Source organism: Burkholderia sp. A2, from assembly GCF_001729305.1.
In the GTDB taxonomy this organism is placed as follows: Bacteria; Pseudomonadota; Gammaproteobacteria; order Burkholderiales; family Burkholderiaceae; genus Burkholderia; species Burkholderia sola.
Genome location: NZ_LZXX01000118.1, coordinates 94,046 through 114,953 on the forward strand (window position 1 = coordinate 94,046; position 20,908 = coordinate 114,953).

At 65.8% G+C, this 20,908-nt stretch carries 17 protein-coding genes; 4 read left to right on the top strand and 13 right to left on the bottom strand.

Annotation, left to right across the window (positions count from 1 at the left end):
- Nucleotides 1–41: 41 nt before the first annotated feature.
- Nucleotides 42–968, bottom strand: a complete 927-nt coding sequence (locus A9Z05_RS27170) for a sugar kinase (protein ID WP_069620826.1) — start codon at nt 966–968, stop codon at nt 42–44.
- A gap of 3 nt (nt 969–971) precedes the next feature.
- Nucleotides 972–2,333 carry a 30S ribosomal protein S12 methylthiotransferase RimO gene (gene rimO / locus A9Z05_RS27175; RefSeq protein WP_069620827.1) on the bottom strand — a complete coding sequence of 454 codons (1,362 nt, stop codon included), beginning with the start codon at nt 2,331–2,333 and terminating at the stop codon, nt 972–974.
- A gap of 135 nt (nt 2,334–2,468) precedes the next feature.
- On the opposite strand from rimO, the gene A9Z05_RS27180 reads away from it, so the two are divergent.
- Nucleotides 2,469–2,720: a hypothetical protein gene (locus tag A9Z05_RS27180; protein ID WP_069620828.1), complete on the top strand. Its 252-nt coding sequence runs from the start codon at nt 2,469–2,471 to the stop codon at nt 2,718–2,720.
- A gap of 830 nt (nt 2,721–3,550) precedes the next feature.
- On the top strand, nt 3,551–3,826 hold the full coding sequence (locus tag A9Z05_RS27185) for a hypothetical protein (protein ID WP_069620829.1): 276 nt from the start codon (nt 3,551–3,553) through the stop codon (nt 3,824–3,826).
- A gap of 252 nt (nt 3,827–4,078) precedes the next feature.
- On the opposite strand, the gene phaR is transcribed toward A9Z05_RS27185, so the two are convergent.
- The 6 genes from phaR to A9Z05_RS27215 form a co-directional block, all read right to left on the bottom strand.
- Nucleotides 4,079–4,645: a polyhydroxyalkanoate synthesis repressor PhaR gene (phaR, locus tag A9Z05_RS27190; protein WP_006485265.1), complete on the bottom strand. Its 567-nt coding sequence runs from the start codon at nt 4,643–4,645 to the stop codon at nt 4,079–4,081.
- 118 nt (nt 4,646–4,763) lie between these two features.
- Nucleotides 4,764–5,504, bottom strand: coding sequence for a 3-ketoacyl-ACP reductase (locus A9Z05_RS27195; RefSeq protein ID WP_006491801.1), 741 nt, complete (start codon nt 5,502–5,504; stop codon nt 4,764–4,766).
- A gap of 135 nt (nt 5,505–5,639) precedes the next feature.
- Nucleotides 5,640–6,821 carry an acetyl-CoA C-acetyltransferase gene (locus tag A9Z05_RS27200; RefSeq protein WP_069620830.1) on the bottom strand — a complete coding sequence of 394 codons (1,182 nt, stop codon included), beginning with the start codon at nt 6,819–6,821 and terminating at the stop codon, nt 5,640–5,642.
- Nucleotides 6,822–6,920: 99 nt separating this feature from the next.
- A complete protein-coding gene (locus tag A9Z05_RS27205; protein ID WP_069620831.1) occupies nt 6,921–8,783 on the bottom strand; it encodes an alpha/beta hydrolase in 1,863 nt (620 codons plus the stop codon).
- Between the two features lie 354 nt (nt 8,784–9,137).
- Complete coding sequence (gene pgeF / locus A9Z05_RS27210) at nt 9,138–9,977, bottom strand: peptidoglycan editing factor PgeF (protein WP_069620854.1); 840 nt, start codon at nt 9,975–9,977, stop codon at nt 9,138–9,140.
- A gap of 6 nt (nt 9,978–9,983) precedes the next feature.
- A complete protein-coding gene (locus A9Z05_RS27215; protein ID WP_069620832.1) occupies nt 9,984–11,192 on the bottom strand; it encodes an RluA family pseudouridine synthase in 1,209 nt (402 codons plus the stop codon).
- Nucleotides 11,193–11,233: 41 nt separating this feature from the next.
- Here A9Z05_RS27215 and A9Z05_RS27220 point away from each other — a divergent pair, with 41 nt between their 5' ends.
- Nucleotides 11,234–12,058, top strand: a complete 825-nt coding sequence (locus A9Z05_RS27220) for an outer membrane protein assembly factor BamD (RefSeq protein ID WP_046545840.1) — start codon at nt 11,234–11,236, stop codon at nt 12,056–12,058.
- A 122-nt stretch (nt 12,059–12,180) separates the two neighbouring features.
- Here the strand turns inward: A9Z05_RS27220 and A9Z05_RS27225 are convergent, their stop codons facing one another.
- From A9Z05_RS27225 to A9Z05_RS27235, 3 genes are all read right to left on the bottom strand, one after another.
- Nucleotides 12,181–14,430, bottom strand: coding sequence for an ATP-dependent DNA helicase (locus A9Z05_RS27225; protein WP_069620833.1), 2,250 nt, complete (start codon nt 14,428–14,430; stop codon nt 12,181–12,183).
- A 55-nt stretch (nt 14,431–14,485) separates the two neighbouring features.
- Nucleotides 14,486–14,701 carry a YdcH family protein gene (locus tag A9Z05_RS27230; RefSeq protein ID WP_006478692.1) on the bottom strand — a complete coding sequence of 72 codons (216 nt, stop codon included), beginning with the start codon at nt 14,699–14,701 and terminating at the stop codon, nt 14,486–14,488.
- A gap of 76 nt (nt 14,702–14,777) precedes the next feature.
- Nucleotides 14,778–15,515, bottom strand: coding sequence for a hypothetical protein (locus A9Z05_RS27235; protein WP_069620834.1), 738 nt, complete (start codon nt 15,513–15,515; stop codon nt 14,778–14,780).
- 164 nt (nt 15,516–15,679) lie between these two features.
- On the opposite strand from A9Z05_RS27235, the gene A9Z05_RS27240 reads away from it, so the two are divergent.
- Complete coding sequence (locus tag A9Z05_RS27240; RefSeq protein WP_069620835.1) at nt 15,680–18,004, top strand: Tex family protein; 2,325 nt, start codon at nt 15,680–15,682, stop codon at nt 18,002–18,004.
- Between the two features lie 112 nt (nt 18,005–18,116).
- Here A9Z05_RS27240 and A9Z05_RS27245 read toward each other — a convergent pair whose 3' ends face one another.
- Nucleotides 18,117–20,033: a potassium transporter Kup gene (locus A9Z05_RS27245; RefSeq protein ID WP_069620836.1), complete on the bottom strand. Its 1,917-nt coding sequence runs from the start codon at nt 20,031–20,033 to the stop codon at nt 18,117–18,119.
- A gap of 274 nt (nt 20,034–20,307) precedes the next feature.
- On the bottom strand, nt 20,308–20,904 hold the full coding sequence (locus A9Z05_RS27250; protein WP_006478688.1) for a phosphoribosyltransferase: 597 nt from the start codon (nt 20,902–20,904) through the stop codon (nt 20,308–20,310).
- Between the last annotated feature and the right edge of the window lie 4 nt (nt 20,905–20,908).

Genomic DNA, 20,908 nt, shown 5'->3' on the forward strand with positions numbered 1-20,908 from the left:
GCAAGCCTGCGCCGCGAATGCGCGGGCGGGCGCGTTCCGCGTCAGCCCTGCATCAGGCGTTCCACGGCATCGCGATGCGGAATCGGCGCGACCGCACCGTAACCGGTCGTCGACAGCGCCGCCGCCGCGTTCGCATAACGCGCGGCCGCGAACGGATCGTCGCCCGCGACGATCCGCGCGACGAACGCACCGCCGAAGCAGTCGCCCGCGCCGGTCGCGTCGACGGCCTCGACCGCGAAGCCCGGCACGACGCGCCGTTCGTGCGGCGTCGCGACATACGCGCCTTCCCTGCCGAGCTTCAGCGCGACGACCTGCGGCCCGTGTTCGAGCATCGCGTCGACGATCGCGTCGCGATCGTTCGCGCCCGTGAGCGCCGTGACGTCGTCCCAGCTCGGCAGGCAGATATCCGTCTGCCGCAGCGCCTCGCGCATTACCGCACGGGCACGCGGCAGCGGCCACAGCTTCAGGCGCAGGTTCGTGTCGAAGCTGACCTTCGCGCCGCTGCGACGCGCATGGTCGATCGCCGCGAATGCCGCGTCGCACGCGGCCGTGCTGATCGCCAGACTGATGCCCGACAGGTGCACGGCCTTCGCGGCCGCGAGCGCATCGAGCGGCAGGTCGGCCGTCGCGTAGCGGCTCGCCGCCGACCCCGCGCGCAGATAGTCGAACTGATGGCCGTCGGCGCCGTGCGTGACGAAATACACGCCGGTCGGCGCCGAGCGGTCGATCCGAACGTACGTCGTGTCGACCTGCTCCGACGCCCACATGTCGGCCAGCAGGCGGCCGAACGGATCGTCGCCGATCGCCGACACGAAGCCCGTCGATGCGCGCTGGCGCGCCGCCGCGATGCAGAAGTTCGACGTGTCGCCGCCGAAGCCCTGCAGGAATTCAGGACGCCCCGGCTGCGACTGGTTGAATTCGATCATCGCCTCGCCGAGCGCGAGGATCTCCGGGAATACCGCGGCCATCGCTTACACCTCGCCCCACAGATCGTGGCCGTCGGCGCCCGTGATCTTCACGGACACGAAATCGCCGACCTTGTAGCGCTTCGATGCCTTCGCCGCCGGCTCGACGTAGACGACGCCGTCGATCTCCGGCGCATCGGCCGCCGTACGGCCGATGCCGCCTTCCGCGCTCACTTCGTCGATCAGCACCTTGAGCGTCTTGCCGACCTTGCGCTGCATGCGGTTCGCCGATACTTCCTCGGCGACTTCCATGAAGCGCGCGCGACGCTCCTCGCGCACCTCGTCCGGCAGCGCGCCGTCCAGGTCGTTCGCGGTCGCGCCTTCGACCGGCGAATACGCGAAACAGCCGACGCGATCGAGTTCCGCTTCGCGGATGAAGTCGAGCAGCGTGTCGAACTGTTCTTCCGTCTCGCCGGGGAAGCCCGCGATGAACGTGCTGCGGATCGTCAGGTCCGGGCAGATCTCGCGCCATTTCTGCACGCGCTCGAGCACCTTCTCGGCGTTCGCCGGCCGCTTCATGCGCTTCAGCACTTCCGGATGCGCGTGCTGGAACGGCACGTCGAGATACGGCAGCACGTGGCCCTTGAACGGGCCTTCGGCCATCAGCGGGATCACTTCGTCGACGCTCGGATACGGATACACGTAGTGCAGGCGCACCCACGCGCCGTACTGCGCGGCGAGTTCGCCGAGCGCGGCGACCAGGTCGGTCATGCGCGTCTTGATCGGCTTGCCGTTCCAGAAGCCCGTGCGGTACTTGACGTCGACGCCGTATGCGCTTGTGTCCTGCGAGATCACGAGCAGTTCCTTCACGCCCGACTTGAACAGGTTCTCGGCTTCCAGCATCACTTCGGCAACCGGGCGCGACACGAGGTCGCCGCGCATCGACGGGATGATGCAGAACGTGCAACGGTGGTTGCAGCCTTCGGAGATCTTCAGGTAGGCGTAGTGACGCGGCGTGAGCTTGATGCCCGCCGCCGGCACGAGGTCGACGAACGGGTCGTGCGGCTTCGGCAGGTGCGAATGCACGGCCTGCATCACTTCGCCCACCGCGTGCGGACCGGTGACGGCGAGCACCTTCGGGTGGACTTCCTCGATCAGGTTCGAGCCGCTCGCGCTCGACTTCGCGCCGAGGCAGCCGGTGACGATCACCTTGCCGTTCTCGGTCAGCGCTTCGCCGATCGCGTCGAGACTCTCCTGCACGGCTTCGTCGATGAAGCCGCAGGTGTTCACGACGACAAGGTCCGCGCCGTCGTAGCTGCCGGAGATTTCATAACCTTCGGCGCGCAGTTGCGTGATGATTTGTTCGGAATCGACGAGCGCTTTCGGGCACCCGAGGGATACGAACCCTACTTTGGGGGATTGGGACATCTGGAATGGGGGGCGTGGCAGCAAAAGCGTGAGTTTACAGCGATTTAGGGTCCAGCGACCCAAAATGAATGACGGCCGCGCCGCTATGCGAAAATCGAAGCCATCGCTCTCTTCCATCCACTCAACGGGGCTCGCATGACCACCCACATCACGATCGAATTCACCGAACACGCCGCAGAAGCCATCGGCGAACAGACCAGCACCAGCTTCTCCTACGACCAGGGTGCCCACGTGCCGCAGCCCGGCGACTTCGTGGAGCTCGAAAATTCCCGGCAGACGTTTCTCGTGATCGGCCGCGTGTTCTCGCTCAAGGCCAACTACAGTGCGGTCAAGCTCGTTCTCGATCTGCCGCCGCCGGATGGCGAAAACGGATTCGATCCGGAGTGATGCCCCCAATTCCGTGACGAAGTCGCAAAAAGTCCACCGAAGCAGACCCGTACTCGATCCGATGCTCACTTCGGATACGTCGCTGCCGTCAGGCACCGGTTGAACCAGACCGCATCATCGCCATCGCCAATCAGCCACAGCGCCGCATCGAGTTGCGGCCGGCCGGTTGTCGGCGCAGGCGCGTGACTATCGCTATCGACTGTCCACTCGCGCACGCAGCCTGCATACCATCGTTATCGCAGGCCTGCGCCAGCGCCTCGCAGAACGCCGCCGGGCGAAGCATCCCACCATCGACCGCACTCACCGCGGCACTGACAAGCCGCACCGGCGGCCCAATCCTCGCTCTGGCTACAGACACGTGCACGATGCTGCACGTGTATCGCATCGAAACACGCATACGAAACGTATGCGCCCCGCGCATCGCCCGTGAATATGCCCCTTTTACAGCATCGACTGCCCGCCTCAATACCGAAGGCCATTACTCGAAAAATCCGGCCAAGCAAATAAAAATAGAGAAGTAAATAAAAACAACCACAACCCACGACACAACAAAAATTATCAACCAAAAATAGTCGATTGATTTATTTTACTTCAACCGCCCACCAACTCCATCCCTACCCAACCGCACAACATAATTCACCCGAATAATTCAAAACACTCAACAATCCAAAAAAACCATTTCCAATTCCGCCACCCCCATTCAACACCCGATTAATCTCCGATACATTTCACATCGATCAGACATCGGCACCTATTCGGCCAGCCAATACTGAACCGTGCATGACCCGCATCACAACCCCAGCAATCCACTCATTCACCAAGGAAAGACCATGAGAAAACTCGCGGCCACCCTCGTTTGCGCCATGACGCTTGCTGCATCCTCGTATGCATTTGCGGAATCGCTTTGCAAGGCAGGCAAGATCGACAAGATCGAAACCGATACGAGCGGCAATCTCCTCGTGTCCATCAACGATGGCATTTACTCGTTCAGCGCCAAGGAAGTTTTTCCGATCATCTACTCGGCATTTTCCGAAAACAGAAATCTCTTTATTTACGGAAATAACTGCTCGAACGGATCGGCGGCAAGCCGCTTCGCGGTTCGATAAGCCGGCCGAAAATCCGGCCATCGGCATCTTTTACAATCAGCGCTTTATCTGATATTCGGCCGACCGGACTTTGCCGGTCGGCCTTGTGCGTTTTAATTCGCACTGAGGCGCTACAGCACGACGACGCCCATGCCCTCGCGGGCAATGCCATCGTGCGGATGATCGCTCCGCGACGCGGCCCGGTGCCGTCCCGTACGGGCCGTCCCGCGCGATGCCGGCGTGACCCGTTGCGTGTCCACGCCGGCTCACCGCTTACTTCTTTTCGGGCTCCGACGCGCCCGGCTGCTTGAACGGGAACGTGCTGAACATCGACTTCGCCTGGTTCTGCATCTGCTCCTGCATCTGCACGAACATGTTCTTCGACTGCTCGATGTAGCTCGTCATCATCCCTTGCATCATCGGCGCCTGCATGTTCATGAACTGCGACCAGACTTCCGGATTCATCGCGTTACCTTCGTAGAGGTTCTTCGATTGATCCGCGAGCTTGTTCTGGATGTCGATGAATGCCTGGATGTTCTTTTCCAGGTACGTGCCCATCATGCCCTGCATCGCATGACCGTAGAAACGGATGATCTGCGACAGCATCGACGACGAGAACATCGGCACGCCACCGCTTTCCTCTTCGAGGATGATCTGCAAGAGGATGCTGCGCGTCAGGTCTTCATTGGATTTCGCATCGACGACCTTGAAATCCTCCTGCTCCAGCACGAGCTGCTTCACGTCGGTCAGCGTAATGTACGTGCTTGTCTCGGTATCGTAGAGCCGGCGGTTCGGGTACTTCTTGATGAGCCGTTCGGCCGTCTTCTTTGTAGTAGTCATGTAACGCCTTTGAGTGCAGCGTAGCGCAAGTGACGAATCCCCGCCGCCCGAATCCGGGAGGCGGGGGCCTTCGGAAAACGCCCGGCTGCGCGGCCAGCCAGCCGGCGCAGCCTGGACGTCAGCCCATGTGCAGGCCGCCGTTCAGCGAGAAGTCGGCGCCCGTCGCGAAGCCGGAATCGTTCGACGCGAGCCACGCGACGATCGAACCGATTTCCTCCGGCCCGCCGAGACGCCGCACCGGGATCGTCGCGACGATCTTCTCGAGCACGTCCGGACGGATCGCCTTCACCATGTCGGTGCCGATGTAGCCCGGCGACACGGTGTTGACCGTCACGCCCTTCGTCGCGACTTCCTGCGCGAGCGACATCGTGAAGCCGTGAATGCCGGCCTTCGCGGTCGAGTAGTTGGTCTGGCCGAATTGCCCCTTCTGGCCGTTCACCGACGAAATGTTGATGATGCGGCCCCAGCCACGTTCGACCATCCCGTCGATCACCTGCTTCGTCACGTTGAACAGGCTCGTCAGGTTGGTGTCGATCACGGCCGTCCAGTCTTCATGCGTCATCTTGCGGAACACGACGTCGCGCGTGATGCCCGCGTTGTTGACCAGCACGTCGATCTCGCCGACTTCGGCCTTGACCTTGTCGAACGCTTCCTTGGTCGAGTCCCAGTCGCCGACGTTGCCTTCCGATGCGATGAAGTCGTACCCGAGCGCCTTCTGGTCCTCGAGCCATTTCACCCGGCGCGGCGAGTTCGGGCCACAACCTGCAACCACCTTGAAGCCGTCTTTCGACAGGCGCTGGCAGATGCTGGTGCCGATGCCGCCCATCCCGCCCGTTACGTACGCAATTCGCTGAGACATAAATCTCACTCCATTTTTTGGTTTCGAGAGCTGCCTGAAGCCCCCTCTGACTTCACGTGACGCCGGCCGAAGCCGCAATCGGCCGGCGCACGGATTCGGTTCGCCAGTGGCGAACGGCCGGTTACAGACGGCCGGTCACGGACGCTCGACCGCGAGCGCGACGCCCATCCCGCCGCCGATGCACAGCGACGCCAGCCCGCGCTTCGCGTCGCGCTTGACCATCTCGTGCAGCAGCGTCACCAGGATCCGGCAGCCCGACGCGCCGATCGGGTGGCCGATCGCGATCGCCCCGCCGTTCACGTTCACCTTCGACGTGTCCCAGCCCATCTGCTTGTGCACCGCCAGCGCCTGCGCCGCGAACGCTTCGTTGATCTCCATCAGGTCCAGGTCGCCCGGCGTCCAGCCCGCGCGCTCCAGCGCACGGCGCGACGCCGGCACCGGGCCCATGCCCATCACGCTCGGATCCACGCCCGCGTTCGCATACGCCTTGATCCGCGCCAGCGGCGTCAAACCCAGCGCCGCCGCCTTCTGCGCCGACATCACCAGCACCGCCGCCGCGCCGTCGTTCAACCCCGACGCGTTCGCCGCCGTCACCGAGCCGTCCTTCGCGAACGCCGGCTTCAGCCCGGCCAGCGACTCCGCCGTCACGCCGTGACGTACGAACTCGTCGGTCGCGAACTGCAGCGGCTCGCCCTTGCGTTGCGGGATCGACACCGGCACGATCTCGTCGTCGAAACGCCCGGCCTTCTGCGCGGCTTCCGCCTTGTTCTGCGACAGCGCCGCGAACGCGTCCTGCTCTTCGCGCGTGATCCCGTATTCCTTCGCGACGTTCTCCGCCGTGATGCCCATGTGGTACTGGTTGTACACGTCCCACAGCCCGTCGACGATCATCGTGTCGACCAGCTTCGCGTCGCCCATCCGGAACCCGTCGCGCGAGCCCGGCAGCACGTGCGGCGCCGCGCTCATGTTCTCCTGGCCGCCCGCGATCACGATCTCCGCGTCGCCCGCGACGATCGCGTTCGCCGCCAGCATCACGGCCTTCAGGCCCGAGCCGCACACCTTGTTGATCGTCATGCCCGGCACCGCGCTCGGCAGCCCCGCCTTGATCAGCGACTGCCGCGCCGGGTTCTGCCCGGAGCCGGCCGTCAGCACCTGGCCCATGATCACTTCGCTGACCTGGTCGGGCTTCACGCCCGCACGCTCCAGCACCGCGCGGATCACCGTCGCGCCCAGTTCCGGCGCCGCAATCTTCGCGAGCGAGCCGCCGAATTTGCCGACCGCGGTCCGCGCGGCCGATACGATCACTACATCCGTCATTTCCCTTTCCTCCAGACCCGCACGACACGGCGCATCGTTACCGGCCCTGTTAAAAAAACTGCGGTGCGCCGGACAGCGTGCGCCGCTGCCCGGTTTTCGTCAATCGCGCTGCAATACGTAGCGCCCCGGCGCCGGCTCGATCACCGGGAATTGCGCGGAACCCGGCTGGGCAGGCGGCGCGACCTTGCGGCCGCCGTACGCGTCGAGCCACTCGACCCACGTCGTCCACCAGCTTCCCGGCTGCTCGGTCGCTGCGGCGAACCAGTCGTCCGCGGATTCGGGCAGGTCGTCGTTGACCCAGTAGCTGCGCTTCTTCTTCGCCGGCGGATTGATCACGCCCGCGATGTGCCCCGATGCGCCGAGCACGAACTTCAGCGGGCCCGACAGGATCGACGTCGACGCGTAGGCCGTCTGCCACGGCACGATGTGATCCTCGCGCGAACCGTAGATGAAGGTCGGCACGTCGATCAGCGACAGGTCGACCGATTCGCCGCACACGGTCAGCGCACCCGGTTCGCGCAGCTTGTTTTCGAGATAGGTATGGCGCAGGTACCACGCGTACATCGGGCCCGGCAGGCTCGTCGAATCGCTGTTCCAGTACAGCAGGTCGAACGGCGCGGGCGTGCGGCCCTTCAGGTAGTTGTCGACGACGTAGTTCCACACGAGATCGTTCGGCCGCAGGAACGAGAACGTGTTCGCGAACTCGACGCCGCGCATCAGTCCCGGTTGCGCCCCGTTCTTGCCGCCGATGGTCTGCTCGCGCATCTGCACGTGCGCCTCGTCGACGAACACGTCGAGGATGCCCGTATCGGTGAAATCAAGCATCGCAGTGAGCAGCGTCATCGACGCGGCCGGATGTTCGCCGCGCGCGGCGAGCACCGCGAGCGCGGTCGCGAGCATCGTGCCGCCGACGCAGAAGCCGAGCGTGTTGATCTGCTCGCGGCCGCTGACCTGCTGCACCGCGTCGATCGCCGCGAGCAGCCCTTCGTTCATGTAGTCGTCCCACGTCTTGTGCGCAACCGATGCGTCCGCGTTACGCCACGACACGAGGAACACCTGATGGCCGCTCGACAGCGCGTGCGCGACGAGCGAATTCTCGGGTTGCAGGTCGAGGATGTAGAACTTGTTGATGCACGGCGGGACGATCAGCAGCGGCCGCTCGAACACCTTGTCCGTCTTCGGCGTGTACTGGATCAGCTGGATCAGGTCGTTCTCGTACACGACCGCGCCTTCGGTACACCCGAGGTTCTTGCCGACCACGAACTGTGATTCGTCGGTCTGCGAAATCTTGCCGCGCTGCAGGTCGCCGAGCAGGTTCATCATCCCTTGCCGCAGGCTTTCGCCGTGCGTCTCGAGGATCGATTTCTGTGCATCGGGATTGAGTGCGAGGAAGTTGCTCGGCGCGGCGGCGGCCGTCCATTGCTGAACCGTGAAACGGATGCGCTCGCGCGTCTTCGGATCGGTCTGCAGCGCGTCGGCCAGCTCCTGCAGATAACGTGCGTTGAGCAGATACCAGGCGGCCGCGAACGCGTGCGCGGGCGATGCCTTCCACGCGTCGCCGCTGAAGCGGCGGTCTTTCAATTCCGGCGACTCGAGCTTCGCGGCGGCCGCCTGCTGCATCAGCGCCATGCAGTCGCGCGCGTAATCGGCCTGCAATGCCTGGAGCCGTTCGGGCGGAATCGCGGCCACCGGCAGCTTCAGCCCCGCGAACGGCGACGCCATCGCGCCGAAGTCGGGCATCGACGGCATCTGGAACGGAAACGACGTCGGAAACTGGAATGTCGCGAACGGATTGACGGAGGCCGACACCGTCGCGGCACGCGCCGGATCGGCAAAACCGCGCCATGCGTTCAACCACGACTCGAACATCTGCTGCATCGGCTGGGCTGCCGGATCGAAACCGGCGCTGCCCGCGGAAGTGCCCGCATGCGCGGACGTCGACGAATTTTTCGATGCTGTCATTACCTGCCTTACCGGTGATTCGTGAGCGTCAATCGTGAAATCCTGCTCGCGCGCGGCGTGCCGGCTGCGAGCCGGGCCGTCATGCTCTGGAGAGGCGTCTCCAGATTCTGCCGCAGTGCGGTATTTTTATCATTATCGTTTTCCCCCATGTGAAGCGCACGATCAAACCACTGAACATTTCAGCACGGAGATAATCCGCGCACGACAGACGGGACAAGGCTTCCGGCGAAACATAAAACATTTTTTCCGGCTTGACCCCGGGATTTTTCATTCAGTCGCGCATGCAACGCCGCATTGTCGCCTCAATATCGAGATAACCCGATTTCGCGGCGCAACAAAACCACGCGCGCACCGTCAATCGGCCAGCCAGATTGCCGCAGCCATGCGGCCCGTCACGCGGTCGCGCCGGTACGAATAGAAGCGCGCGCGTTCGGCGACCGTGCACGCCGTCCGGCCGCTCACATGCGCCACGCCCGCACGCGCGAGTCGCAGGCGCGCGAGCGCATGGAGATCGGCGAGGAACTTGCCGGGCGCGCCGTCGATCGCGACGAACGCATGACGGGTTTCATCATGCTCCGACTGCGGGGCCGTGTCGAGAAACGCATCGCGCACGTCGGCGCCCACCTCGAACGCCTGCGGGCCGATCGCCGGCCCGAGGTAGGCATGCAGCGCGTCCGTCGTGCCGCCCGCGAGCGCCGCGACGCGCGCGGCCGTCTGCTCGACGATGCCGGCCGCGAGCCCGCGCCAGCCTGCATGCGCGGCGCCGACCGCACGGCCCTGCGCATCGCACAGCAGCACGGGCAGGCAATCGGCGACCATCACCACGCAGACGGCGCCTGGCCGGTTCGTGACGCTCGCGTCGGCCCGCACCGGCGCCGTGGCAGCGGGCGCCGCGGCGATCACCTCGTCCGCCAGCACGATCCGCGCGCCATGAACCTGCTCGAGCCACGCGGCGCCCGACTGGCCCGCGAGGGCGAGCACGCGCGCGCGATTGACGGCGACATGGTCGGGATCGTCACCGGTATGCAGGCCGAGATTCATCCCGCCCGGCAGCGCGGCACCGTCCCGCCAACGCCCGTACGGGCCTTCGCTCACACCGCCGTCGCGTGTCGTGATCAGCGCGCGCACGCGTGGCGACACCTGCCAGTCGGGCTGCACGCAGTCCTGCCACGTCAACGGCGCCAGCTTCGTCATCGGCACTCACTCCTCCTCATCGTCCAGGTACGGCTCGTCGTCGTGATACTCGCCGCCGAAATCGTCATCGTCGTAGACACCGTCGTCGTCGTCGAATTCCTCGTCACCCTGCCCGAAGCCAAGCGCCGCGACCAATGCGTTCATGTCGTCCGGCAGCGGGCAGCGCCACTGCATCGCCTTGCCCGTGACCGGATGCACGAGGCCGAGCCGCCACGCATGCAGCGCCTGTCGCGCGAACCCGTCCGGCAGCGGCGCGACCGAGCGCTTGCCGCGCGCACGTCCGTAGACGGGATCGCCGAGCAGCGGGTGCCCCGCGTGCGCGCAATGCACGCGAATCTGGTGCGTGCGACCGGTCTCGAGATCGCACTGAATCGCCGAAACCGGCTGACGTTGCCACAAGCATGTGTCAACCGTGCGGAAATGCGTGCGCGCGGGCTTGCCCGACGCGCCGGTGACGACCGCCATGCGCGTGCGCTCGCGCGGGTCGCGGCCGATCGGCGCGTCGATCGTGCCCTCCTCGGGCATCGTGCCCCACACCAGCGCGAAATAACGGCGCTTCACCGTGCGGGCCTGCAACTGGCGCACGAGGTCCGTCTGCGCGGCCAGCGTGCGTGCCACGACCATCAGGCCGGAGGTTTCCTTGTCGAGCCGGTGGACGATTCCCGCGCGCGGCAGGCCGGCCGCCGCGTCGCCGTAGCGATGCAGCAGACCGTTGAGGATCGTGCCGCTCCAGTTGCCGGCGGCCGGATGGACGACGAGGCCGGCTGGCTTGTTGATGACGACGAGCGCGTCGTCCTCGTAGATCACGTCGAGCGGCACGGGCTCCGGCGTGAACGCGAGCTGCTCGGGCAGCAGATCGGGTACGAGCTCGATCTTCGCGCCGAGCGGTACCGGCTGGCGGATCTTCGCCGGCGCGCCGTCGACGAGCACGCGCTGCGCCTCGATCCAGCTCTGCAGGCGGCTGCGCGAGAATTCGGGGAACAGTTGGGCGAGCGCCTTGTCGAGGCGTTCTCCCGCGAGCGACAGCGGCACTTCGACGACGCGCGGCGCATCGTCGGCCGCCGCGGACGGCACCACGGGCGGCTGCAACGCGTCGCCGGCCAGATCGTCATCGAGGGAATCCCCCGACGCAGCGTCGGCGGGCCGATCGCTTGGGCTATAATCTTCGCGATTTGGTGTGCCCGGCTGGGCATTCTGCGAACTTGAACGGGTCATTTAGACTGGGTCACCGAGACTTGAAGCTAGGACATGCGAGCATGATGAATTCGACCAAACGCACGGCCAGAACCGTCGCCGCCCGGGCTGCGGCGGTAGCGGCCGCGGCCCTCATCGCCGGCTGCCACGGCTTGCCGCAGAAGCAGGACGAGACGGCTACCTGGTCGAACAACAAATTATACTCAGAGGCCCAGGACGCACTGTCCGGCGGCGACTGGGGCAAGTGCGCGAAATATTTCGAATCGCTGCAAGGCCGCGATCCGTTCGGCCATTTCGCGCAGCAGGCACAGATCAACGTTGCATACTGCAACTGGAAGGACAACGAAGCGGCAGCCGCCGACCAGGCCGTCGATCGCTTCATCCAGCTCCACCCCGATCATCCGGACATCCCGTACGCGTACTACCTGAAGGGGATGATCCACTTCAACGACGATCTCGGCCTGTTCGGGCGCTTTTCCGGCCAGGACATGAGCGAGCGCGATCCGCAGGCGCTGCGCGAATCGTACGATGCGTTCAAGGTCGTCGTCGACCGCTTCCCGAAGAGCAAGTACGCGCCCGACGCGGCTGCACGGATGCGCTACATCGTCAACGCGCTCGCATCGCACGAAGTGCACGCGGCCGACTACTACTACCGTCGTGGCGCGTATGTCGCGGCCATCAACCGCGCGCAACTCGCGATCAAGGACTACAAGGGCGCGCCGGCGATCGAGGATGCGCTGCACATCATGATCCTGTCGTACGGCAAGCTGAATCAGCCGGAACTCGCCGAGGACACCAAGCGCGTGCTCGCCGGCACGTTCCCTGACAGCCCGTACGTGACCGGCCATTCTCGCCCCGGTACGAAGAAGTCGTGGTGGCAGTTCTGAAGCACGGCGCGATGTAACACCCGTTGCGCACGCAAAAAACCCGGCCATCGAGCCGGGTTTTTTTATGGGCGCCGCATTCGGGCGGCGCCGCGGCGTTCACACGACACGCGCCGCGCGTGCGGTCACGCGCGCTTGTCCGCGCGCTGCTCGTCGAAGAAATCCTGCACGACCGCGATCTCGCGCGTGCGCTTGAACGGCGGCAGGCTTTGCCAGATCCGGCGCCCGTAAGGCTTGTCGACGAGCCGCGTGTCGCAGATCATCAGCACGCCGCGATCCGTCTCCGCACGAATCAACCGGCCCGCGCCCTGCTTCAGCGTGATCACGGCCTGCGGCAACTGGTGCACGGCGAACGGGCTCAGCCCCTTCTTCGTCAACGCGTCGAGCCGCGCGGCCAGCACCGGATCGTCCGGCGGCGCGAACGGCAGCTTGTCGATCACGACCAGCGACAACGCATCGCCGCGCACGTCGACGCCTTCCCAGAAACTCTGGCTGCCGACCAGGATCGCATTGCCGTACGCGCGGAAGCGGTCGAGCAGCTCGGTGCGGCTTGCGTCGCCCTGCACGAGCAGCGGCGTGTTCCAGCCGCGCGATTCGATCACGTCGCGCAGTTTCGACGCGATCCGGTCGACCGCGCGCAGCGTCGTGCACAGCATGAACACGCCGCCGCCGGATGCCTCGATCGCGGGCAGCGCGGCATCGAAGACGGCATCGGTAAACGCCGGCGACGACGGCTGCGGCAGATTGCGCGGCACGTACAGCAGCCCCTGCGACTGGTAATCGAACGGGCTGGCGAGTGTCATCGAACGACGCGAGCTGAGGCCCATCTGCGCCGCGTAGTGCGTGAAATCGCCGCGCACCGACAACGTGGCCGACGTAAACACCCATGCGCGCGGCACGCCCGCACGCTGCTTCGCGAAAATCGGCGCGACCGACAGCGGCGTTTCGTGCAGCTGTACGGTATGCGCGAACACCTCGACCCAGCGCACCTTCTCGTTCGGATCGCCGTCGGATGCCGAGTTGCCGCCGGCCGCTGCCGCGTCGGCCTGCGCGGCTGCTTCCGCCGCGCCGGGCGCGACCCAGCCGGCCAGCAGGTCCTGCAGCTCGCGGGCGCGCCGCAGGCACGCACCGAGCGATTCCGCGCGCTCGGCCTGGCCCGCGAGCGCCGATGCGAGCGCGTCGAGCGCAACGTCGAGCGCGTCGAGCGCACCGAACATCGGATGATCGTCGCCGAGCTGCGCGAGCGACATGCGCACGATCTGGTCGTTCGCGAACGCGAGGCGCAAGTCGCGCGCCGCGCGCTCGAGATCGCCGCCGAGCTTCACCCACTCGACCGCGTCGCGCGCATGGCTCAAGCCTTCGGCCACCGTGTCGCGCGCGAGCTCGAGGATCTGCGTCGTCGACAGCGTCTCGCCGAAGAACAGCGTCGCCGTCTCCGGCAACTGGTGCGCTTCGTCGAAGATGATCGTGTTCGCGTTCGGCAGCAGTTCGGCCATCCCCGTGTCGCGCAGCATGATGTCCGCGAAGAACAGGTGATGGTTGACGACGACGACGTCGGCCTGCTGGGCCTCGCGCCGTGCCTGCATCACGAAGCATTCCTTGTAATGCGGGCATTCCTGGCCGAGGCAGTTGTCGCGCGTCGACGTGACCATCGACCATACGGGCGCGTTTTCAGGCACGCTTGCGAGTTCGGCCTTGTCGCCGCTCTTCGTGATTTTCGCGAAGCGGACGATTTCCTGCAGATACGCGGTATCTTGCCGCGACGGCAGCCGGCCGTTGTCGGCCGTGCGCTGCAGGTAGTAGTGGCACAGGTAGTTCGCGCGGCCCTTGAGCATCGCGACCGTCACCGGCACCGCGAGCGCGTTGCGCACGGTCGGGATGTCGCGCTGGAACAGCTGGTCCTGCAGATGCTTCGTGCCGGTCGACACGATCACCTTGCCGCCCCACAGCATCGCGGGCACCAGATACGCGTAGGTCTTGCCGGTACCCGTGCCGGCCTCGACGATCAGCGTGTTGTCGCCTGCGTCGCCGTCGGACTCGGCTACCGCGGCATCCTCCGCGGCCGGCCCGCCCGGCTTGTCGGCGTCGCCCAGGCGGCGCGCCGGCCGCTTGCGGGTTTCGAAGATCTCGGGCTCGGGCATCCGGCGCGCCGACGCTTCCATCGCGGACGCGACCGCGCGCGCCATCTCGATCTGCGACGTACGCGGCCGATAGCCGTCGAGCGCGCGCGCCAGCAACCCGCCTTCGCCGAAGATGGTGTCGAGTTCGTCGACACGCTTGCGGCTCAGCTCGAAGGTGCCTTCGGGCGCACGAGCGCGCCCGGCGGACGTCGTGTCACGCCGGGCATCGGGGGTGGCTTCAAGCGGTGAATTCAAGGCAAGCGTTCCTGTGTCCAGCGCCCGGGCGGCGCCGGCGCTTGCCAGGCCGCGCTCAGGCGCGCTTATCCGGTTCGAGCTGCGATTGCAGCAAAATGATTTTGTCCTTGGCCGCCAGCTTTTCCTTCTTCAGCCGGTGCAGCGTGATGTCGTCGATGTCGGAGTGCCCTTCCTTCAGCTCGATCTCCCGAGCGAGCTGCTGGTGCTGCTCCTGCAATGCAGCCAAACGGTTGTGCAATTCCTGCTGCTGTTCCGTGTGACGGTTTTGCATACTTGCCTCCTCATCGAAGCAGCGCGACGGCCGGCGTGCCGACGCGCCCGAGACTGATCCCGATCAATTCAACACGTTACTGCCCCTGCTGTTGCTGCTGCTTGGCCTTCTGGGCCGCTTCCTGCTGACGCCGCTCGACATCGGCCTTGTGCTGCGCGGCTTCCTTCTGCTTCTGCTCGTAGCGCGTGGCGTTGTCCGCCCGCTCCTGCGCCTTCTGCGCCGCCTGCTGGTGCGCCTGGTCGAGCTTGCGCTGGAAATCCGCCTGCTTCTGGTCGTATGCCTGCTTGCTCGCCGCGCGTTGCGGCCCTTCCGCGCCGCGCTGCGCCTGCTTCAGTGCATTCTGCTCCTGCTTGTCGCGGAATGCAGCCGCGTTGGCCGCGTCGTTCGCCGCCCGCTGCGGCGCTTCCGCCGCGTTCTGGGCCTGCTTCAGCGCCTGCTGCTGGTCGCGCTGCTGCGCCCGCACCGCGCGCTGCTCGTCGTTGAGCGCGAGCTGCTCCTGGCGGATACTCGCCCGCTCCTCGCGCATCTGGTCGCGCGCCTTGCCGAGACAGTGGTTGACGAAGAATTTGCTGTAGCAATCGTGCTCCGCCACCGCATAACGATAATCGTTTTCCGCGGAGCGTTGATTGAGCACTTTTTGACGGGCGTCGAAATCCGGGGCGGCGGAAGCGGCAACGGGCACGGACGCGGCGGCGTCCGAGGCCTGCGCGAATGCGCCGGAAGGCCCGGCAGACAAAGCCGCGGCGAGCGCTGCGCCGAGCGCGACGAGAGAAATACGGGAAGTTGGCAACGTCGTAGGAAAGCTGCGGGACATGTGTCAAATTCTATCACCCCCGGCTGGACGCTCCGCCATTTATGGCAAAATGCCCCGCTTCATTCACCCGCGGCCTCTGGCCCGCCAGGCCCGCCGGGCAGCCCGCCGCTTCGGGCCTGCCGGCCCGCGCCGCGATTTCAGCAGGCAGACAGACCATCCACGACATGACGGAAACCGTAGCACTCAAGATCGTACAGCGCATCGCCACCGAACTGTCCGTCCAGCCGCGCCAGGTCGCGGCGGCCGTGCAACTCCTCGACGAAGGCTCGACCGTTCCGTTCATTGCCCGGTACCGCAAGGAAGTGACCGGCAACCTGGACGACACGCAGCTGCGCCAGCTCGAGGAACGCCTCCTGTACCTGCGCGAGCTCGAGGATCGCCGCGCCGCGATCCTGTCGAGCATCGACGAACAGGGCAAGCTGACCGACGAACTGCGTGCCGCGATCGACGCGGCCGACAGCAAGCAGGTGCTCGAGGACCTTTATCTGCCGTACAAGCCGAAGCGCCGCACCCGTGCGCAGATCGCCCGCGAGGCCGGCCTCGAGCCGCTCGCGCAGGCGCTGCTCGCGAACCCGCTGCTCGACCCGCAGGCCGAGGCGGCCGCGTATGTCGACGCCGACAAGGGCGTCGCCGACGTAAAAGCGGCGCTCGACGGCGCGCGCGACATCCTGTCCGAGCAGTTCGGCGAGACGGCGGAGCTGCTCGGCAAGCTGCGCGACTACCTGCACAACCAGGGCGTCGTGTCGTCGGCCGTCGTCGAGGGCAAGGAAAACGAGGAAGGCGAGAAATTCCGCGACTATTACGACTACGCGGAAACGATCAAGACCGTGCCGTCGCACCGCGCGCTCGCGCTGTTCCGCGGCCGCAACGCGGGCGTGCTGACGATCAAGCTCGGCCTCGGCGAAGAGCTCGACGCGCAGGTGCCGCATCCCGGCGAGGCGATGATCGCGCGCCATTTCGGCATCGCGAACCAGAACCGTCCGGCCGACAAATGGCTGTCCGACGTCTGCCGCTGGTGCTGGCGCGTGAAGGTGCAGCCGCATATCGAAAACGAACTGCTCACGCAGTTGCGCGAGACGGCCGAAACCGAGGCGATCCGCGTGTTTGCGCGCAACCTGAACGACCTGCTGCTGGCCGCGCCTGCCGGCCCGAAGGCCGTGATCGGCCTCGATCCGGGCCTGCGCACGGGCGTGAAGGTCGCGGTCGTCGACCGCACCGGCAAGGTGCTCGCGACCGACACGATCTACCCGCACGAGCCGCGCCGCGACTGGGACGGCTCGATCGCGAAACTCGCGCGCATCGCCGCGCAGACGCAGGCCGAGCTGATCAGCATCGGCAACGGCACCGCGTCGCGCGAAACCGACAAGCTCGCGAGCGAACTGATCGCGAAACACCCTGAGCTGCGCCTGCAGAAGATCGTCGTGTCGGAGGCCGGCGCGTCGGTCTACTCGGCATCCGAGCTCGCCGCGAAGGAATTCCCGGACCTCGACGTGTCGCTGCGCGGCGCCGTGTCGATCGCCCGCCGCCTGCAGGACCCGCTCGCGGAGCTCGTGAAGATCGAGCCGAAGGCGATCGGCGTCGGCCAGTACCAGCACGACGTGAACCAGCGCGAACTCGCCCGCTCGCTCGACGCGGTCGTGGAGGATTGCGTGAACGCGGTCGGCGTCGACGCGAACACGGCGTCGGCCCCGCTGCTCGCCCGCGTGTCGGGCCTGAACGCGACGCTCGCGCGCAACATCGTCGACTATCGCGATGCGAACGGCCCGTTCCCGTCGCGCGAGCACCTGCGCAAGGTGCCGCGCCTCGGCGACAAAACCTTCGAACAGGCCGCCGGCTTCCTGCGCATCAACGGCGGCGAGAATCCGCTCGACCGCTCGTCGGTGCACCCGGAAGCGTATCCGGTCGTCGAACGGATGCTCGCGAAGATCAACAAGCGCATCGACGACGTGCTCGGCAATCGCGAAGCGCTGTCGGGCCTGTCGCCGACGGAATTTGTCGACGAACGTTTCGGCCTGCCGACCGTGCGCGACATCCTGGCCGAACTGGAGAAGCCGGGCCGCGATCCGCGTCCGGAATTCAAGACGGCCACGTTCCGCGAAGGCGTCGAAAAGGTGTCGGATCTCGTGCCGGGCATGACGCTCGAAGGCGTCGTGACGAACGTCGCCGCGTTCGGCGCGTTCGTGGATATCGGCGTGCACCAGGACGGTCTCGTCCACGTGTCCGCGATGTCGACGAAGTTCATCAAGGACCCGCACGAAGTCGTGAAGGCCGGCCAGGTCGTCAAGGTGAAGGTGATCGACGTCGACGTAAAGCGCCAGCGCATTGCGCTGACGATGCGCCTCGACGACGACGCGGCCGCGCCCGGCACGGCGTCGCGCGGCGGCCAGGATCGCGGCAACGCGGGCCGCGGCGCCGCCCGCCCGCAGCGTTCGCGCGAGCCGGAACCGGCCGGCGCGATGGCCGCCGCATTCGCGAAGCTGAAGCGCTGAGCACGCGAAGGCATCGACCACAAAAAACCCGCCGAAAGGCGGGTTTTTTATTGCTTCGGCGACACGCGCGACTTGCTCGGCATGGGCCGCGCCCGCGGTCCCCTCGCGCCCGTCAGATCTCGATCTTGGTGCCGAGCTCGACGACGCGGTTCGCCGGAATCGAGAAGAAGTCGGTCGGCTTCGCCGCGTTCTGATGCATCCACGCGAACACGCGTTCGCGCCAGATCGACATGCCGGGCAGATGCGTCGGCACCACCGTTTCGCGCGCGAGGAAGAACGACGTGTCCATCAGTTCGAACGTCATGTCGTGCGTGCGGCCGAATTCCTCGAGCACGGCCTTCACGTCCGGCGTCTCGTTGAAGCCGTACTCGGCCTTGACGATGTACAGCCCGCCGCTCGCATCGCGCGAGCTCAGGCGCTTGTCGTCGCGCACGTACGGAATGTCGCGCGTAACGAACGTCAGGAAAATGGTCCGCTCGTGCAGCACCTTGTTGTGCTTCAGGTTGTGCAGCAGGCTGACGGGCACGAGCTTGTCGTTGCCGGTCAGGTAGATCGCGGTGCCCGACACGCGGTGCGGCGGATGCGCGAGCAGCCCCTGCAGGAACGGCTCGAGCGGGATACCGTCGGCCGCCGTGCGTTCCTTGACGATGTGACGCCCCTTGTACCAGGTCATCAGCAGGAAGAACAGCAGCGCGCCGATGCCGAGCGGCAACCAGCCGCCCTGCGCGACCTTCAGCAGGTTCGCGCCGAAAAAGCCGAGGTCGATCGCGAGGAACACCGTGATGATCGCACCGACCAGCAGCCGGTTCCAGTTCCATACCTTGACCATCACGACGCATGCGAGCACGGTCGTGATCACCATCGTCGCCGTCACCGCGATGCCGTACGCGGCCGCGAGGTTATCCGAGCTCTTGAAGCCGATGACGATACAAAGGATCACGGCCAGCAGCAGCCAGTTCACGACCGGCACGTAGATCTGGCCGATCGCAAGCTCCGACGTATGCAGCACCTTCATGCGCGGTACGTAGCCGAGCTGGATCGCCTGCGACGTCAGCGAATACGCGCCCGAGATCACGGCCTGCGACGCGATCACGGTCGCGACCGTCGACAGCACGACGAGCGGCAGCAGCCCCCATTCGGGCGACAGCAGGAAGAACGGGTTTTCGATCGCTTTCGGATTCTGGATCAGCAGCGCGCCCTGGCCGAAGTAGTTCAGCACAAGCGACGGCATCACGAGCCCGTATGCGGCGTACCGGATCGGCTTTGCACCGAAGTGGCCCATGTCCGCGTAGAGCGCTTCCGCGCCGGTCAGCACCAGCACGACCGAGCCGAGCACGACGTAGGCCTGCAGCAGGTGGTCGGCCATGAACGACGCCGCGTAATACGGATTGATTGCCGCGATGATGCCCGGCACGCGCACGATGTGGTACACGCCGAGCGCCGCGATCACGACGAACCACAGCACCATGATCGGACCGAACAGCTTGCCGACCAGCGCAGTACCGTGCCGCTGGATCCAGAACAGCGCGATCAGGATCACGATCGTGATCGGCAGCACGAGATGGGACAGGTGCGGCGTCGCGATCTCGAGACCTTCGACAGCCGACATCACCGAGATCGCCGGCGTGATCACCGCGTCCCCGTAGAACATGCACGCACCGAATATCCCGAGCGCCATCAACGCGCCCGCGACCCGGGTTTTGGAGTCCAGCGGCCGCAGCGACAGCGCCATCAGCGCGAGCACGCCGCCTTCGCCGTTGTTGTCCGCCCGCATCACGAACAGCAGGTATTTGACGCCGACCACCAGCACGATGGCCCAGAACAGCAGCGAGATCACGCCGAGAATCGACGCTTCGGTCAGCGGAATACCGTGCGCGGGGCTGAACGCCTCCTTCAGCGAATACAACGGGCTGGTGCCGATGTCGCCGAACACGACGCCGATGGCTGCTATCGCTAGCGCCCGCATCGAGTGTTGTTGCGTCGAATGCGGCGAGTGTGCGGCGTCGGTCGCGTGAGTCGTGTCGTTCATATGAAGCGTAATAATCGGGTCCGGGTCGGACAAAACGAGCGCTATTCTACTCGCGCCCCCGTGAAACGCCGCCCTGCCGTGTTGCCGTGGAACCACGTGATCCACGTGACGCATGCAATCCGGCGCGACCTGTGGCAGGGCTGCCATCATAGCCGGGGCCGCGCCGCCTGCCTATCGGGTGCGCGCCGCGCACCGCGTGGCGCACCGCGCGCGCCAACGAAAAACGGCGCCGCAAGCGGCGCCGTACAAGGCTTTCCTTCGATCGGCCGGCCGCTTACGCGCCCGAACCGTCGCGCTGCGCGCGACCGCGCTTGATCCACGCCTCGAGGTTGTGCGGACGTACCGTGTCCCACTCCTCGAACGGCTGATGAATCCACGGATTCGTCGGCAGGAACTGCGTGTGATAGTCGGGCTTGACCTTCGAGCAACCCTTGTACCAGAGCACGGCCGAACGCACGGCCGTGACCGCCGGATAACGCTCCTTCAGGTGCTCCTGCACGCGCGCGAGCGTGACGCCCGAATCGACGAGGTCGTCGACCAGCAGCACGTTGCCCGCGAGATGGCCGCGCGTCATCGTGATGTACTGCGCGATGTCGAGCTCGCCCTGCTCGGTGCCGGCCGCTTCCCGGTACGAACTCGTCGCGAGAATCGCGAGCGGCACGTCGTAGATGCGCGACAGCTGGTCGCCAACACGCAGGCCGCCGCGCGCAAGGCACAGGATCTGGTCGAACTTCCAGCCCGACGCATGCACCTGGAGCGCGAGCAGTTCGATCAGACGGTGATACTCGTCCCAGCCTACCCACAGGTTCTTGTCGTCGTTGCGCGGATCGGTCATCAAGTCTGCCGCCGTCATCGTGATTTGCTGCGTCATCTGG